The organism is Citricoccus sp. GCM10030269 (assembly GCF_042665635.1).
GTDB lineage: Bacteria > Actinomycetota > Actinomycetes > Actinomycetales > Micrococcaceae > Citricoccus.
Genome location: NZ_JBHTCV010000002.1, coordinates 12,108 through 27,731, shown reverse-complemented (window position 1 = coordinate 27,731; position 15,624 = coordinate 12,108). Strand labels below are relative to the sequence as shown.

The following is a 15,624-nucleotide window of genomic DNA, read 5'->3' as shown; positions in this document are numbered from 1 at the left end:
TTTTTCCTCCCCGTGGAGAGAAAACCGTGACGGGTGAGCTGTAGCTGCCTAGAGTGTGTCTCACGGTGACGAGCGTCACGTTCGCGCCCTCAAGGAGGATCACTATGTACCGCCAGGACACCGCGTCGGACTTCGTCCGCTGGCGCCATCTCGTGTCGGAGTCGTTTGTTGCCTTGGACGCCGAGCCCGTGCGGCCCGGATCCTTCTCTGGACGGTTGGCCGGTCGGCAGCTGCGCGAATTGGCCATCATGGAGGTGACGGCCGGCGCGCATGCAGTGACCCGCACCCCGGAACTGATCAACCAGACCAGCGCCGATTGCTACAAGCTCAACCTTCAGGTCAGTGGCCACGGGCTGTTGGTCCAGGACGACCGGGAAACCGTCATGCGTCCGGGTGACCTCGCCATCTACGACACCGAGCGTCCCTATTCGCTCACCTTCGACGAGGAATTTTCGACCCTGGTGTTGATGTTCCCCCGCCAGCTCACCGGGCTCTCGGCAGACGACGTCCAGGAACTGACGGCCACCACCATGGGTGCGGGGCACCGGCTCGGCCGGGCGGTGGCGCCCTTCATCACCCAGATCGGCACCATGCTGCCCACCCTGGACGGACCGATCGGTCACCGCCTGGCTCTGAACGTCGTCGACCTGGTGGCCACGGTGCTGGCGGACGAGCTCTACTCGCGACCGGTCGCCGAGCATACTCAGCAGGCTCGACTGCTGCGCCGCGTCCACCACTTCATCGAGGCTCAACTGGCCAACCCGGATCTGGGTCCGGAGCTGATTGCCGCCGCCCACTACATCTCCACGCGATCCCTGCATCAGCTTTTTGCCGGCACCGGTCACACGGTGGCTCGGTGGATTCGTGAGCGTCGGCTTGAGCAGTGCCGTCGAGACCTGGAAGACCCGTTGCACCGCGACGTGGCCGTCGGAGCGATCGGCGCGCGGTGGGGGTTGGCGGACCCGGCCCACTTCTCCCGGTTGTTCCGGGCCGAGTTCGGGCAGTCGCCGGCGCAATATCGGCGTCAGCACCTCTGAGCATTCTCGGCGCTGGTTCAGCTGAGCGCTCGGGCGGTTGCGAGGCTGTTTGGTCGGCTGTTTGGTCGACTGCTGGCGGTGAGGGCGAGGCGGTTCTGCACGGATCGTCAAGGGCCGTGCCCGCAAGGCCAAGCACGTTCGCCCCCTCGCGGTGCACGCTGGTGGACAATCCTCGCCCCGAATCCCCTCGGGAGCCATCCTCCACTAGGAGACGACCATGACTGGCACCACCGTCACCGACTCACCCGGCCACGGCACCGGCCCGAACACCGGCTCGAGCACCGGCCCAGCGGCACCGCTGAAGGACGGACAGCTCGGCGCCCGACGCATCGGCATTCCCGCTCTCGTCTTCATGATCATCGCCGCCTCGGCGCCCTTGACTGTGGTGGCCGGCGGGGTTCCCAGTAACTTCGGGGTCACCTCCCTCCTCGGGATCCCGCTGTCCTTCATCGTGCTCGGCGTGGTGCTGGTCCTGTTCTCGATTGGCTATGCCGCCATGAGCCGGCACGTCCACAACGCCGGGGCCTTCTACGCCTACATCGCCAAGGGGCTGGGCAAGCCCGTCGGAGTGGGAGCGTCGCTGGTCGCCGTCGTGGCCTATAACGCCATGCAGATCGGCATCGCCGGGATGTTCGGGTTCGCCTTGTCGTCGTTCTTGGGTGGCACCCTCGGGATCGCGCTGCCGTGGTGGGTCTGCGCGCTGGTGGGCTGGGTCATCGTGGGCCTGATGGGCGTCAACCGCGTCGACCTCTCCGCCAAGGTCCTCGGGATCGTGGTGGCGCTGGAGTTCCTCGCGGTCATCGTCTTCGACGTGATGTCCTTCGGCGCCGCTCCGGAGGGCGTGACCGCCGACGGGCTCATGCCCGGCCAACTGTTCACGGCCGGCGTCGGGGCGGCCTTGGCCTTCTCGATCGCCGCCTTCATGGGATTCGAATCCGGGGCCATCTACAACGAAGAGGTCAAAGACCCGCGCCGCACCGCCGGCATCGCCACACTGATCGCGATCAGCATCATCGCCCTGTTCTATGCCTTCTCGGCCTGGGCCATGGTCGTGGGTGAGGGGGCTTCCAACGTGGTGGCGCGCTCGCAGGAGTTCGGGCCGGACCTGATGTTCGTCTTCCTGGCCGAACGCTCTGCCGACTGGTTCGTCACTCTGGCCAATCTGATGTTCATCACCAGCCTGTTCGCAGCCCTCGTGGCCTTCCACAACATCGTGGCCCGCTACTTCTTCGCCCTGGGACGCGAACACGTGCTGCCCGGCTGGCTCGACCGCACGGGGCGGCGTTCCGGCGCCCCGGTGGCCGGATCCCTGGCCCAGTCCGGACTGGCGTTGGTCGTCATCCTTGCCTTCGGCATCGCCGGGGCCGGCTCCGACGACCCACTGTTCCCCGTGCTGACGCTGTTCACCTGGCTCACGAACACCGGTGCCTTCGGCCTCGTGCTGCTGATGGCGCTGACGTCTCTGGCCGTGCTCGGTTACCTTCGGGGCTTCGCAGCCGAGTACTCGTTCTGGACGCGGGCTATCGCCCCTGGACTGGCCGCCGTCGGGCTGGTGGTGTTGTTCGGAGTGATCGTGGCGAACTTCAATGTGCTCATCGGCACCGAGGGCTACAGCGTGCTGAGCTGGCTGCTGCCCGCCCTCGTGGTGGTTCCCGGGCTGTTCGGCGCCGGTTGGGCCTGGTGGCTGCGGGCTCGTCGGCCCGAGACGTACCGAGGCATCGGCGCCGGCGGGGAACTCGACTGAGCACCTCGACTGGCCACCCCGAGCAATCACCTCCACCGGAAACGACAGCTTCCTGACACACACAGACGTTGTACCTGACGAAAGGATCATGATGACGACAGAGACCAGCACCACCGATGTGACCACCTTTGACGGCCTCTTGGCGGCCATCCAGGCGCCCGAGGGTCAGGGGGTCGAGATGAAGGACCCGGCGACCGGGGCCGTCGTCGGGAAGGCCCCCGTGCTTTCCGAAGCGGATCTGGACGCCGCGGTGTCACGTGCCCAGCAGGCTCAGCGCGGCTGGGGGCAGAAGTCCCATGCCGAGCGCAGTGAGGTCCTGAACCGTGCGGCAGATGCCGTCGAGGCCTCGGCTGAGGCGCTGGCCGAGCTGCTCTCGCGCGAGCAGGGCAAGCCGCTCAATGGGCCGAACGCGCGGTTCGAGGTCGGGGCCTGTGCCGCGTGGCTGCGTGCTGCGGCGGCCTTCGAACTGGAGCCCGAAGTGTTAGTCGATGACGAGTCCGGCAAGGCCGTGCTGGAGTACGTGCCGGTCGGCGTGGTCGGTGCGATCGGGCCGTGGAATTGGCCGATGATGATCTCGGTCTGGCAGATCGCCCCGTCCCTGCGGATGGGCAACGCCGTGGTCCTCAAGCCCTCGGAATACACGCCGCTGTCCGTGTTGGGCCTGGGCGCCGTATTGAACCAGGTGCTCCCGGAAGGCCTGCTACACGTCGTCCCCGGCGGAGGCGAACTCGGGGCTGCTCTGACCGCCCACCGTGGAGTCGGCAAGCTGATGTTCACCGGCTCCACGTCCACCGGCCAGGCGATCATCCGCTCCGCCGCGGACACCTTGAAGCGTCTGACCCTGGAGCTGGGCGGCAACGACGCCGGCATCGTCCTCCCGGGAGCCGACGTCAAGGCCATCGCCGAGGACGTGTTCTGGGGCGCCTTCATCAACACGGGCCAGACCTGTGCCGCCCTGAAACGGCTCTATGTTCATGAGTCCCAGTACGACCGGATGTGCGAGGCGCTGGTGCAGGTGGCGCAGAACATGCCGATGGGCGTCGGACTCGAGGAGCAGAATGTCCTGGGCCCGCTGCAGAACAAGCAGCAGTTCGACATTGTCTCCGGACTGGTCGAGAAGGCTCGCGACGCCGGCGCCCGCATCCTTATCGGCGGCGACCCGGAGGCGGATCAGCCCGGCCACTTCTACCCCACCACGCTGGTGGCGGACATCGACAACGACAATCCGCTGGTGGCACAGGAGCAGTTCGGTCCGGCGCTGCCGATTGTGAAGTACACGGACGTTGATCAGGCCGTCGCGTGGGCCAACGGCCTCGAGGTCGGTCTGGGATCGTCCGTGTGGGGCGACCAGGACGACGCCCGAGCTGTGGCGGCCCGGATCGAGGCCGGCACCACCTGGATCAACAAGCACGGCGCCGTGGATCCGCGGATTCCCTTCGGCGGGGTCAAGATGTCCGGCTTCGGTCTCGAGTTCGGCGTCGACGGGCTGAAGTCGGTCGCGCTGCCCAAGGTCGTCAGCTGGTGAGCTGAGCGGCCGGGTTCAGGTGGGCCGCCCCGATGGTCAGCCGCCCTGGGGTCGGTCGATGGCCAAGACCTCGCCGAGGGTGCCCCACTCATTGCGGCCCAGCCGTGTCAGCGGATCGAGTCGGCTCGCCTCCGGCAGACTGCGGCCCCTGGCGTCGGTGGTCAGCGTGTCCGAATCCACCGAAACGTGGACCACGCGGCCGAGCACCATGTGGTTGCCGCCCACGGGAATGATGCGCTCCACGGTGCACTCCAGCACGGCCGGGGACCCGGCCACTCGAGGCGGAACGACGACGGCGGACGGCTCAGCCTCGATTCCCACGGCCTCGAACTCGCTCACCTCGGGTGCATACGGGGCCGAGGTCTGATTGGCCTGCTCGAACTGGGGCCGGGAGACGAGGGAGACGGTGAACTCACCGGTGGCCTCCGCGTTGCTGAGTGAATCCTTGCGATGGGTGGACGAGAACAGCACGACCGGTGGTTCCTCGGACACCATCGTGAAGAACGAATGCGGAGCCAGATTGGCGATGCCGTCGGCGTCCGCCGTCCCCACCCAGGCAATCGGTCGCGGAATGAGGATGGACTTCACCAGCAGGGTCGTCTCACGGTCGCCGAGGGCGTTGGGGTCGAACTCGGTGCGGTGTGTGCTCATGAGACCAGTCTCCTCCACAACCGACCCGTCGCCGTTTCTTGTCCCCCACGGGAGCTCTGAGCGCCCCGCCCGTCCGTCAGGGTCCGTAGCGTCGAAGCCAACACCGCACGACGTGCGGGGAAGTGACGGGCGGCGGTCATCGGGAGGTCGACCATGCAGACGGGAAGCGACGGCGGGTCGTCGCTGGTGAAGGACTGGATCGAGGTGCCGTTCGCGGAGCCGGGTGGTCCGCCGGTCGAGGTACCGGTGCCGGTGGTGGATGCGGAGGTGCTGTGCTCAAGTTCCGCGGTGGCGGCCGTCGCGGCCGTCGACACGATCACCCCGGACGAGGCGTTGTTGCGGTTGCTGGAGACGGCCGTGGTTCAACTGCAGCAGGTGGTCGAGGAACTGAGACTGGTCGGTTCGGGCACCCGGTCGGTAGCGGAATCGATCCACAGCCTGTCCGGCATGGAGTGGCGCTCGCCTGCCGGAGAGCTGTTCCTGACTCGCAGCCAGATGCTGCACGTGCGCGCTGCCGACTTGGCCGATACAGCCGAGGAGTCGGCTGCTCTGGCCCGAGCATCGATCGAGGATCTGCACCACCGAATCGGTACTCTTCGGGCCAGCATCCAGGCGGCGAAGGCCGCCTTGACCGCCACCGCGCTCGGGATGTGCTGAGATGGCCGGACCCGTGAGCAGCGGGGTGGGTCGGCCGGGGCTCCTCGAGGGCATGGAGCCTTCCGGGTCGGTCGGCTGGGGAAACGGCCCGGAAGTGGAGGGCACGACGTCGGGCGGGGCGACGCCGGGCACGACGTCAGTGCGGGAGCCGGGCAGTGCTGCGGGTGGTGCGGAGCCGCCGTCGTTCTCGGTTCGAGGCGGACCGACGAGCATTCACGCCAATCTGGCGGATTTGGATCGCGGCGCCGCCGTGCTGGCGCAGGCCACGGACGACGCGGCGGCCTTGTCTCTGCGCGCTGCGGGATGGGGTTCCCTCTTGACGCTGGCCACTCATCACACGCCGACGGCAGCGATTCTGGCCACCAGGACAGCGGAGTTGTCGGCCGGCCTCGCCGCGATCAGTGCAGAGGCGATCGTGCTGGAGGCCGGGGTGTCGTCCTCGGCCGGCGCCTATCGCACCGCTGAGGACACTGCTCAGCGGGTGATGGCGAACATCCTCACCGTGCCGGCCCTCGCGCTGTTCGCGCACCAGGCCCTCAGGGACCGGCCCGCCCCTCAGGCGATCACCGACGTGGCGGTCCAGGGCGCCCCCGACGTGCTGGCATGGTCCTTGAGCCTGATGTCACCGGTGTTGGCCGCAGGCTTTCGCTTCAGCTCTGATGTGACCGGTCGGCTCGCTCGTGATCCCGGCAAGACGGGTCCGTTGTCCGGGCCCGAACGACTCTGGCCGCTGACGGCCGCCGGCGGGATCATGGCTGGGCTGGTGCAGATCGGTCCCGTCAAGATCAAGGGCACCGTGACCGACGCCGATCAGTGGGACGAGTCCTGGACCCCGCCCGGCCACGGAACCATCACCGACTTGATGGATCACCTGGACCTCGCCCGCGGTGCCGAAGAGCCCGGGTCCATCCAGCTCACGCGGGTCACTCCAGAGGATCCGGGCGCACCGGAAGAGGTCTGGTTGGTGGGCCTTCCCGGTACCCAGGCCGGGGACTATCGAGATGATTCCGGCTGGTCGACCAATCCCTTCGATGTCGGCGGCAACGGGGAGGCCATGGCCTTGGACTCCCAGCACGTGGCGCGGGCCATTGACGAGGCCCTGCAGTCAGCCGGCGCCGATCGCGGAGACGCTGTTGTGCTGACCGGCTACAGCCAGGGCGGCATCCACGCCGCCCGGACGGCGGCCGATCCTCGGATCAGCGGCACCTATGACGTGCAGGGATTGCTGACGATCGGTTCACCCACGGCAGAGATCGACCTTCCCGACGGGGTCGACGCCGTCCACCTGGAACACTCCGAAGACCCGGCGCCGGGCATGGACGGGGCCGCCAACCCGCAGACGGGTCATCGCACCACGTTGACCTTCAGTGGTTATGACGAGCAGTTGTACCCGGAGGGCAAGGGAATCGGTGCGGGGCACCACTTCGAGAACTATCGCTTCCACGCGGAACGGGCCGAGGTCAGTCCCGAGGCACAGCGATCAGCGCCGGTGCTGGGCCACCTCGGCGCCCTGACGACTGGATCGGCCGTGACCAAGACCGTGACCTTTGAACGAACCCGACCGGGGCAACCGCGCAACCCGATCAGTGCTGGACTGGGCCATCAGCTCAAGAAGTCCCCGGAGCGGAGCGCGGAGGACCGGTTGCCCGCACAGAGTCCGGCAGAGCATGAGCGCGGACTCATGACGCCGTCGTCGTCCCCGGTGCCATCTCCAGCGCCATCCCCGTTACGGCCGCTTCCGCCGCACGGCTTGCCTCAGTCGCCCCTGCCGCCACCGCTGCAGCAGCATCTGCTGCGTTAGTCCTTCGTGTTGCCGATGCCGACGAGGCCGAGCACCCCGTTGGCGAGCATGGAGACGATCGAGATGATGATCGCGGCGAAGACGGCCGTCCACCAGAAGGCGTCCACCGTGACCTGCATCGGGAGGAAGGAGGTCAACCAGACGGTGAGCATGAGCATGCCCGCGTTGATGATGATCGTGAACAAGCCCAGTGTCAGGCACGTGATCGGGATCGAGAGGAACGAGATGATCGGCTTCACCACGGCGTTCACAGCGCCGAAGACGACACCGATGACCACATAGGCGATGACCTGATTCAGTCCGGAGTCACCTGTGTCCGCGAATCCATCGCTGGGGAGGACGTCCATGCCGGGCAGGATCAGGGTGGCGACCCAGAGGGCCAAAGCGTTGACGATGACGCGCAACAGGAACTTCATGGGCCCATGGTCGCATGCAATCGGGGTGACGTGGGAACAGACGAGGTGGGGCCAATCCCGGGCGAACACCGGCATCACGACTAGGCTGGTGAGCCATGAACGAACCGCAGCCCATTCACCCGCGGCCGGTCCTCGACCAGCTCCCGGCCTATGCCGCCGGCAAGCCCGCCGCCCGTGTGGAGGGCCTGGTTTCGTACAAACTGTCCTCCAACGAGAACCCGTACGGCCCAGTGCCGGCCGTCCGCGAGGCCATGAAGGCATTTGCCGACGTGGCCCGTTACCCGGACCCGCTCTCCACGGCCCTGCGGGAACGGCTCTCCGAGCACCTCGGTGTCCCTGCCCAGGACATCGTCACCGGAGCCGGCTCCCTGGGCGCCCTGACCCAGATCATCACCACGTTCGCCGGCACCAATCCGGACGGCACGCAGGACGAGGTCGTGTACGCCTGGCGCTCCTTCGAGGCCTATCCGATCGTGGTGCGCAGCGGCGGGGCCAAAGACGTTCAGGTCCCGTTGACCGCCGACTTCCGACACGACTTGACGGCCATGGCCGCGGCGATCACCGAGCGGACCCGCGTCGTCATCCTGTGCACCCCGAACAATCCCACCGGTCCCGCGCTGACGACGGAAGAAGTCGAGGAGTTCCTGACTCAGGTCCCTCCACACGTGCTCGTGGTCATCGATGAGGCGTACACCGAGTTCGTCCGCCAGCCAGACGCAGTGAATGGCATCGACGTCTACCGCCGCCACGACAACGTCGTCGTCCTGCGCACTTTCTCCAAAGCCCACGGACTGGCGAATCTGCGGGTCGGATACTCAGTGTCCCATCCCCACATCACGCAGTACCTGCGGGTTCTCGCGGTGCCGTTCGCGGTCTCTTCACTGGCCGAGCAGGCAGCTGTCGCCTCGCTGGATCACCTCGACGAGGTCGAAGAACGGGTCGCGAGGGTCGTCGCCGAACGTGAGCGGGTGCTGACGGGCCTGAAGGAACTCGGGTGGGACGTCCCGGACACGCAGGCGAACCTCGTCTGGCTCCCGCTGGGGGAGCGGACCCCCGAGTTCCTGGAGGCGGCGGCCCGCCAAGCGCTCGCTGTCCGGGGTTTCGGCACCGAGGGCGTCCGCGTCTCCGTCGGTGAGGAGGAGGCCAATACTCGCTTCCTGCAGCTCTGCGCCGATTTCCCCGCCAGCCCCACGCAGAGCATCACGTGAGACCCAGCCGTTCGGACCTGACCCAGTGATAGAGCACCGGGTGGGGTCGTATGACTGGGTAGAATCCCACGGTGAGGGACGCAGAACGCGCGAGTAGTAGCCCGCCCGTTTAGGCTGGTCCGAACCGGTGCCAGAGTGCCGGGAGAGAAGGAGTTCTACGTGCACGAATCGCAGCCGCTCAATACGGTGACCGCCTTGCCAGACGGCGCCGTCCAGCTGCTCGACGCCGACGGCACCCTGCACGAGGATGCCCGGTTCACGCCGTACCTTGCGGACCTCAGCGAGGAGACGGTGCGTCAGATGTACCGCCTGATGGCCACCGAGCGGCGTGTGGACCAGGAGGGCACCTCCCTCCAGCGCCAAGGCCAGCTGGCCCTCTGGGTCCCCGCCATTGGCCAGGAGGGCGCCCAGGCCGGTGCCCTGACCGCGCTGAAGGACACCGACTGGATCTTCCCCACCTACCGCGAGCACCTGTTCGCGCTGGGCCGCGGGGTCACGCCGGGCCAGTTGCTCTCGTTGTTCCGTGGCGCCGCCCACGCCGGCTGGGACGCCCGGCCGCACCATGTCCAGCCCTACACGCTGGTGCTCGCCGCGCAGACCCTGCACGCCACCGGATACGCCTGGGGCATCGCCCGCGATCAGGCCGACTGGGACTCCGGCCGGTCGGCGAGCGAGGGCGAGGTCGTCCTGGCCTGCTACGGCGACGGTGCCTCCTCCGAAGGTGACGTGCACGAGGCCATGGTCTTCGCCGCTAGCTACGACCTCCCCGTGGTGTTCTTCTGCCAGAACAACCAGTGGGCCATCTCCGTGCCGGCCTCCACTCAGACGCGAGTTCCGTTGGCGCGACGTGCCGCCGGATACGGCTTCGAGGGCGTCACAGTGGACGGCAACGACCCCCTGGCCATGCACGCCGTGACCGCATGGGCCGCCGAGCAGGCCCGCAGCGGCGCTGGGCCGGCACTCGTGGAGGCGCACACTTTCCGCGTCGGCGCGCACACCACCGCGGATGACCCCATGAAGTACCGCACGCGGGACGTGGAAGAGGCGTGGGCCGTCGTCGACCCTCTGGTTCGATTGGAGAAGTACCTGCGCTCCAGCGGCGCCGCCGGCAGCGATCCGGACCGCTTCTTCGCCGAGGTCGCCGAGGAGGGCGAGCGGCTGGCCGCGGCCACTCGTGAGGCCGTGCTGGCCATGACCGGGGACGCGATCGAACCCTTGGACACCGTCTTCGACACCGTCTACGCCGATCCGCACCCGCTCGTCGCGGAGGAGAAGGCATGGCACCGCGAATGGCAGGCGGGGTTCGCTGACACCGCGGAGGGTGCTGACCGCGAGAACCAGGAAGGTGCCGCATGAGCGTCGAGACCAGCACCAACACCACCGGCCAGGCACCCACGACGCCGGCCGAAGCACCCGCCGCGGAAGCGTCACCTCTGGAGACCCTCACCATCGCCAAGGCCATCAACCGCGCCCTGGCCGATGAGTTGGCCACCGATGAGAAGGTCCTGTTGATGGGCGAGGACATCGGCTCGCTGGGCGGGGTCTATCGCGTCACCGAGGGCCTGAAGTCCAGATTCGGCGCGGATCGTGTGGTGGATTCCCCGCTGGCCGAGTCCGGCATCATCGGCACCTCGATCGGGCTGGCCCTGCGTGGCTACCGTCCCGTGACCGAGATCCAGTTCGACGGCTTCGTGTTCCCGGGTTTCAACCAGATCACCACCCAGCTGGCCAAGATGCACGCTCGCACGCGCGGCACGGCCACTGTCCCGGTGACGATCCGGATTCCCTACGGCGGCGGCATCGGATCGATCGAGCACCACTCCGAATCGCCGGAGGCCCTCTTCACGCACACGCCCGGGCTGCGGGTCATCACCCCGTCCAATGCGCAAGACGCCTACTGGATGACGCGCCAGGGCATTCAGTCGCAGGATCCGGTCATCATCTTCGAGCCCAAGCGGCGCTACTGGCTCAAGGGTGACGTCGACCCGACGACGGAGCAAGGCCACGGCGGTGTGGACGCGTTCCAGGCGCAGGTCGTGCGCGTGGGCACCGATGCCACGATCGTCGCGTACGGGCCGCTGGTGCCGGTGGCCCTGGCGGCGGCCAATGCCGCGGCCGAGGACGGACGCTCGATCGAGGTGGTCGACCTCCGCTCGCTCTCGCCCATCGATTTCGACACGGTGCAGGCCTCACTCGAGAAGACCGGCCGGATGGTCATCGCCCACGAGGCTCCGACCTTCGGCGGCCTCGGCGGAGAGATCGCGGCCCGGCTGACTGAGCGGTCGTTCCTGCACTTGGAGGCCCCGATCATCCGCGTCGGCGGCTTCCACCTGCCGTACCCGCCTTCTCGCGTGGAGGAGCAGTACCTGCCGGACCTGGACCGCATCCTCGACGCCGTAGACCGCACCTTCGCCTACTGATTGCCGGGAGGCACCCATGGAGATCTTCACCCTGCCGGACGTCGGCGAAGGCCTGACGGAGGCGGAAATCACCGAATGGCGCGTGGCCGTGGGAGACACCGTCGCCGTCAATGACATCCTGTGCGAGATCGAGACCGCCAAGTCCCTCGTCGAGCTGCCCAGCCCCTACGCCGGCACCGTGGCCGAGTTGATGGCACCGACCGGCGAGACGATCGAGGTCGGAGCACCGATCATCGGCATCGCGACGGCTGGGGAGTCCTCGGGCGATGCCGATGATGGGCCATCAGCTCTGGCCGAGGAAGGGATCGGCGAGGAAGCCCCCGTACCGGCCAATGGAGACCTCTCCGCGGCCGAGAAGGCTGGCCGGGAAGCAGCTGGGGCGGAGGCCGCTCCAGCGGCCTCTGCGCCGGCGGCCTCCGCACCGGCGGGCTCCACGCCAGTTGCTTCCACCCCGGCAGCCTCCACCCCGGCGGCCGGCGGGTCCAGTGCGGCGTTGACCGGATCGGGGCCGAAGGCCGATGCCGCCAAGCGTCGTCCGCGCAAGTCCGCTCGGACCACAGGGGCAGCGTCCACGGGGGCAGCGTCCACTCCCATCATGACCACGCCGGATTCACCGACGCAGGACTCCGCGGCCCCCGTCGACGAGGTCCCCGCGCCGTCGTCGCCGGTGTCCGCCGCCGAGACGACCAACGCGACCACGACCACTGGCGCTACTGACGCCACCGGACCGGCGACGCGCGGGCTGAGGCTGCCGACCGCCGTCGGGAGTATGGTGGCCGCCGGACGTGAGCGACAGTCCGAGGTGGCAGGACTGTTCGAGCGAGTGCTGGCCAAGCCTCCGGTGCGCCGGATCGCCAAGGAACTGGGCGTGGATCTGACCAAGGTGCGCGCCACGGGACAGTTCGGCGAGGTGACGCGCACGGACGTCGAGAACTATCTGGCGGAGCGCGAGACGAACATCGAGACCTCGCGCTCGTTCTGGATGCCGGATCACGGAGACAATGAGCGGCGCACCGAGCGGATTCGGGTCAAGGGGGTGCGCAAGGCGACGGCCAAGGCGGTGACGGAGTCCTATCGGGACGCCCCGCACGTGTCCATTTTCGTGGACGTCGACGCCTCAAGGACGATGGAATTCGTCAAGCGCCTCAAGAACAGCAGTGGATTCGAGGGCGTCAAGGTCACGCCGCTGTTGATCCTGGCCAAGGCGGTCATCTGGGCCGCTGCGCGGAACCCGCACGTCAACGCGACGTGGTCCGAGGAGGAGATCCTCGTCAAGCACTACATGAACCTCGGCATCGCGGCGGCGACTCCTCGAGGCCTGCTGGTGCCGAACATCAAGAACGCCAACGAACTCTCGCTGCGGGACCTGGCCGTGGCCCTGAGTGACCTCGCCCGGCGCGCCCGCGACGGCAAGACCCAGCCGGCGGACATGGCGGACGGCACGATCTCGATCACCAACATCGGTGCCCTCGGCATCGACACCGGCACCCCGATCATCAACCGTGGAGAGGTGGCCATCGTCGCCTTCGGGACCATCCGGCAGAAGCCGTGGATCGTGTCCGGAGAGGTGGTCCCGCGGTGGATCACCACCCTCGGCGGGTCCTTCGATCACCGGGTGGTCGATGGAGACCTGTCCGCCCGCTTCATGGCCGACGTCGCCGCGATCATGGAAGAACCGGCGCTGCTGCTGGAGTAGCCCCGGCTGGAGTAGCTCAGAGCTCGACGAACATGTCCGGAACGGACAGCTCGCCCTCGATGGTCCCGTACTTCCGTGCCGTCTTGGCGAGCTCTTCCTGGGCTTCCATGTTGAACTCGGGGCGGAACCGTGGCAACTGGATGGATTCCAGCACCTCGGGCTCGGTCTTGGTATAGGTGCCCGTGATCCGCCGAACCTCGTCCGGATTCTCCTGCGCATAGTTCAGGCCTTTGACCAGGGCATCGCGGAAGGACGTCACGAGCTCAGGATCGTTGTCGATCGTCTCCTCGCTCGCGAAGTACCCACCGGTGTCCAGCTCCGGGTTGGCCTCGGCGTAGGGCCAGGCGACGGCGACCATGCCCGCCTCCAGCGCGGCGGTGACGAACGGCTCCACCACGACGCCGGCGTCGAGCTGTCCGTTCTCCAGAGCCGCCTGAACGTCAGGGAACGCCATCTCGATGAACTCGAGATTCGACCCATCTCCACCCGCCTTGTCCATGGCCTGCCGGCAGGCGGTATCGCCGATGTTGGCCAACTGATTGGACGACAACGTCTTGCCCTCGAGGTCGGTGATGGTCTCGAAGCCGGAGTCAGGGGCCGCGATCAGGGCCACGTTGTCTTCGCCCGGCTTCCCCGTGGTGGTGGTACCCGAACAGAAGAACTTGAGCTTGATGCCCTGCGAGCGGGCCACCATCATCGAGACCACGTTGCCGAAGGCGAAATCGAACTGTCCGGAGGAAACCCCGGGGAAGGAGATGGCGCCGCCGGAGGTGGACTCGATGGTCACATCCAGGCCCGCCTCCTCGAAGAAGCCCTGCTCCTTCGCCAAATGCAGCGGGGCCACATCCACGATCGGAATCGCCCCGACGGTCACCGGCGTCAGGTTGCCGCTGCCGCCTCCGTTGCCTGCGGTTGTGGTGTCACCGTTTGCGCCGCCGTCCGCCCCTCCGCCGGCGGGGTCGCCCTCCCCGCAGGCCGCTGCGGTGCCGGCCACCAACGCGGCAGCGCCCGTGAGGATCAGGTGACGCCGTGACAGGGCGAGGGCTGGGCGGTTCGGGCGGTGCTGGATCTCCATGCGAACTCCTCCGATGTGGGCGTGAATGTGGTCCACGTCACTCCATGAAACGCGAGTGGCGCGCCGGTGACCACTGATTCTTTTGACACCTGGCCATAGACGGCATCTATCGCTCACCCGCGTCCGCGCCGATCGGTGTGCTCAGCAGCTCCTCGATGGCCCATTCGACAAACCATTCAGTGGCGGCGTTGGGACGCCCGCCGAAGGCGTGCGCGTAGACCGTCGCCTCCACGTCGGAGAGGGGGAGTTCCCACGGCTCCACGGGCCACCTCGAGGCCCAGCCGGAGACGACGATTCCGGGCACGAAGGCCATCAGATCGGTCTGCGACAACAGGGCCGGGATCCCGGCGAAGCTATCCACGGTCACGGACCCCGGCGGGGGCTCCGGCAAGCGGCTTTCGACGATTTGGTGACCCGTGGTTCCGCGGATCACCACCCGCGGCTCTTCCGTGATGTCCTCCAGCGTCGGGGGGCCGCTGAAGCGTCCGGCCCGGGAAATCCCGACGTAGCGGTCCTCGCGGATCGGCACCGACCGGATCCGTCCCTGCAAAGGGATCGACGCGATGGCCAGGTCCAATTCGCCCGCCTCCAAGTCGGCCGCGCTCGTGTCCGTGTCCAGTGGCCGAATGTCCAACTGGGCCCTCGGCGCACTCTCGCGCAGGGCGGCCATCAGCAGGGGCAAGAAGGTGGACAGGCCCAGGTCGGTGACGGCCAGACGGAACGTGGCCGTCGTCGTCGCCGGATCGAACCCCGCGAGGCGAGCGACGGCGGCATCCGCCTCGCGCGGCAGGCGCGCGATCTCGGCATAGAGCTGGAGGGCCGCCGGGGTCGCTTGGACGCCACGGCCGGAGCGGCGGAACAGGTCGTCACCGGTGGCCCGGCGCAGGCGATTGACCGCGTGGGTGATGGACGGCTGCGTGAGGTTCAGCCGGGCGGCCGCGGCCGTGAGGGTTCCCTCCTCCACAACGGCGACGAACACCCTGATCAGATTCAGGTCCAGCATGGACCCACCAGCCTCTCCTGCTGAATACGGTTGACAGTCATAATCGTTGATGTGTTGAACGAAGTGTGACGTAGGTCTATTCTGGTCTCAGCCTGTGGGACGGGTCACAATATTGTTGACGAAAATGTGACCATATCCCGTCCCTTACCGACCACCCCCTGTCGCGAGCGGAGCTTCACGAGCGATGACTGAACAGACACCGTCCACCGGTGCGCCGGGCCCTGAAGGGCTCGGCGCGTCCGGAGACCCCAACCGGGAAACGGAGATCGAGCGGCTGCACCGCCTTGAGTCCTCCAACCAGGCCGAGCGGCGCCGGGGGGACGCCCGCCGGCACGTTGACGCTGCCACGGTGGCGGGACTCGATATCCCGACCCGTCCGGACCCGGCAGCA

At 67.6% G+C, this 15,624-nt stretch carries 13 protein-coding genes; 9 read left to right on the top strand and 4 right to left on the bottom strand.

The annotated features are described in order from the left end of the window. The first annotated feature begins 104 nt into the window (after nt 1-104). The 3 genes from ACFQQD_RS03185 (at nt 105) to ACFQQD_RS03175 (ending at nt 4,306) form a co-directional block, all read left to right on the top strand. Nucleotides 105-1,037: a helix-turn-helix domain-containing protein gene (locus ACFQQD_RS03185; protein WP_378086158.1), complete on the top strand. Its 933-nt coding sequence runs from the start codon at nt 105-107 to the stop codon at nt 1,035-1,037. A 217-nt stretch (nt 1,038-1,254) separates the two neighbouring features. Next, the gene (locus tag ACFQQD_RS03180) at nt 1,255-2,781 is read left to right on the top strand and encodes an APC family permease (RefSeq protein ID WP_378086156.1); all 1,527 of its coding nucleotides are present in this window, start codon (nt 1,255-1,257) and stop codon (nt 2,779-2,781) included. Nucleotides 2,782-2,872: 91 nt separating this feature from the next. After that, entirely contained in the window at nt 2,873-4,306 is a 1,434-nt protein-coding gene (locus ACFQQD_RS03175; RefSeq protein ID WP_378087477.1) for an aldehyde dehydrogenase family protein, read from the top strand. A 36-nt stretch (nt 4,307-4,342) separates the two neighbouring features. Here ACFQQD_RS03175 and ACFQQD_RS03170 read toward each other — a convergent pair whose 3' ends face one another. After that, nucleotides 4,343-4,957 (bottom strand): flavin reductase family protein, encoded by a 615-nt coding sequence (locus tag ACFQQD_RS03170; RefSeq protein WP_378086154.1) that lies wholly within the window; start codon nt 4,955-4,957, stop codon nt 4,343-4,345. A gap of 153 nt (nt 4,958-5,110) precedes the next feature. On the opposite strand from ACFQQD_RS03170, the gene ACFQQD_RS03165 reads away from it, so the two are divergent. Beyond that, complete coding sequence (locus tag ACFQQD_RS03165) at nt 5,111-5,614, top strand: hypothetical protein (RefSeq protein ID WP_378086152.1); 504 nt, start codon at nt 5,111-5,113, stop codon at nt 5,612-5,614. Nucleotides 5,615-5,627: 13 nt separating this feature from the next. Continuing rightward, nucleotides 5,628-7,415 (top strand): hypothetical protein, encoded by a 1,788-nt coding sequence (locus ACFQQD_RS03160; protein WP_378086150.1) that lies wholly within the window; start codon nt 5,628-5,630, stop codon nt 7,413-7,415. Here ACFQQD_RS03160 and ACFQQD_RS03155 read toward each other — a convergent pair. After that, on the bottom strand, nt 7,412-7,831 hold the full coding sequence (locus ACFQQD_RS03155) for a phage holin family protein (protein WP_378086148.1): 420 nt from the start codon (nt 7,829-7,831) through the stop codon (nt 7,412-7,414). The two genes, ACFQQD_RS03160 and ACFQQD_RS03155, sit on opposite strands and share 4 nt — an antisense overlap. Nucleotides 7,832-7,926: 95 nt before the next feature. On the opposite strand from ACFQQD_RS03155, the gene hisC reads away from it, so the two are divergent. The 4 genes from hisC (at nt 7,927) to ACFQQD_RS03135 (ending at nt 13,155) form a co-directional block, all read left to right on the top strand. Further along, nucleotides 7,927-9,039, top strand: a complete 1,113-nt coding sequence (gene hisC, locus ACFQQD_RS03150; protein ID WP_378086146.1) for a histidinol-phosphate transaminase — start codon at nt 7,927-7,929, stop codon at nt 9,037-9,039. Nucleotides 9,040-9,198: 159 nt separating this feature from the next. Continuing rightward, entirely contained in the window at nt 9,199-10,395 is a 1,197-nt protein-coding gene (locus ACFQQD_RS03145; RefSeq protein WP_378086144.1) for a thiamine pyrophosphate-dependent enzyme, read from the top strand. Nucleotides 10,396-10,472: 77 nt separating this feature from the next. Beyond that, on the top strand, nt 10,473-11,459 hold the full coding sequence (locus tag ACFQQD_RS03140) for an alpha-ketoacid dehydrogenase subunit beta (protein WP_378087475.1): 987 nt from the start codon (nt 10,473-10,475) through the stop codon (nt 11,457-11,459). A 16-nt stretch (nt 11,460-11,475) separates the two neighbouring features. Continuing rightward, nucleotides 11,476-13,155, top strand: coding sequence for a 2-oxo acid dehydrogenase subunit E2 (locus tag ACFQQD_RS03135; protein WP_378086142.1), 1,680 nt, complete (start codon nt 11,476-11,478; stop codon nt 13,153-13,155). A 16-nt stretch (nt 13,156-13,171) separates the two neighbouring features. On the opposite strand, the gene ACFQQD_RS03130 is transcribed toward ACFQQD_RS03135, so the two are convergent. Both ACFQQD_RS03130 and ACFQQD_RS03125 read right to left on the bottom strand, forming a co-directional pair. Beyond that, nucleotides 13,172-14,230, bottom strand: a complete 1,059-nt coding sequence (locus tag ACFQQD_RS03130) for an ABC transporter substrate-binding protein (protein ID WP_378086140.1) — start codon at nt 14,228-14,230, stop codon at nt 13,172-13,174. A gap of 106 nt (nt 14,231-14,336) precedes the next feature. After that, nucleotides 14,337-15,233 carry a LysR family transcriptional regulator gene (locus ACFQQD_RS03125; RefSeq protein ID WP_378086138.1) on the bottom strand — a complete coding sequence of 299 codons (897 nt, stop codon included), beginning with the start codon at nt 15,231-15,233 and terminating at the stop codon, nt 14,337-14,339. Nucleotides 15,234-15,624 lie beyond the last annotated feature (391 nt).

Coding starts and splice junctions, on each gene's coding strand:
- ACFQQD_RS03170 (WP_378086154.1), bottom strand. CDS start 4,957: ATGAGCACACACCGCACCGAGTTCGACCCCAACGCCCTCGGCGACCGT.
- ACFQQD_RS03180 (WP_378086156.1), top strand. CDS start 1,255: ATGACTGGCACCACCGTCACCGACTCACCCGGCCACGGCACCGGCCCG.
- ACFQQD_RS03125 (WP_378086138.1), bottom strand. CDS start 15,233: ATGCTGGACCTGAATCTGATCAGGGTGTTCGTCGCCGTTGTGGAGGAG.
- ACFQQD_RS03185 (WP_378086158.1), top strand. CDS start 105: ATGTACCGCCAGGACACCGCGTCGGACTTCGTCCGCTGGCGCCATCTC.
- ACFQQD_RS03165 (WP_378086152.1), top strand. CDS start 5,111: ATGCAGACGGGAAGCGACGGCGGGTCGTCGCTGGTGAAGGACTGGATC.
- ACFQQD_RS03135 (WP_378086142.1), top strand. CDS start 11,476: ATGGAGATCTTCACCCTGCCGGACGTCGGCGAAGGCCTGACGGAGGCG.
- ACFQQD_RS03130 (WP_378086140.1), bottom strand. CDS start 14,230: ATGGAGATCCAGCACCGCCCGAACCGCCCAGCCCTCGCCCTGTCACGG.
- ACFQQD_RS03155 (WP_378086148.1), bottom strand. CDS start 7,831: ATGAAGTTCCTGTTGCGCGTCATCGTCAACGCTTTGGCCCTCTGGGTC.
- ACFQQD_RS03175 (WP_378087477.1), top strand. CDS start 2,873: ATGACGACAGAGACCAGCACCACCGATGTGACCACCTTTGACGGCCTC.
- hisC (WP_378086146.1), top strand. CDS start 7,927: ATGAACGAACCGCAGCCCATTCACCCGCGGCCGGTCCTCGACCAGCTC.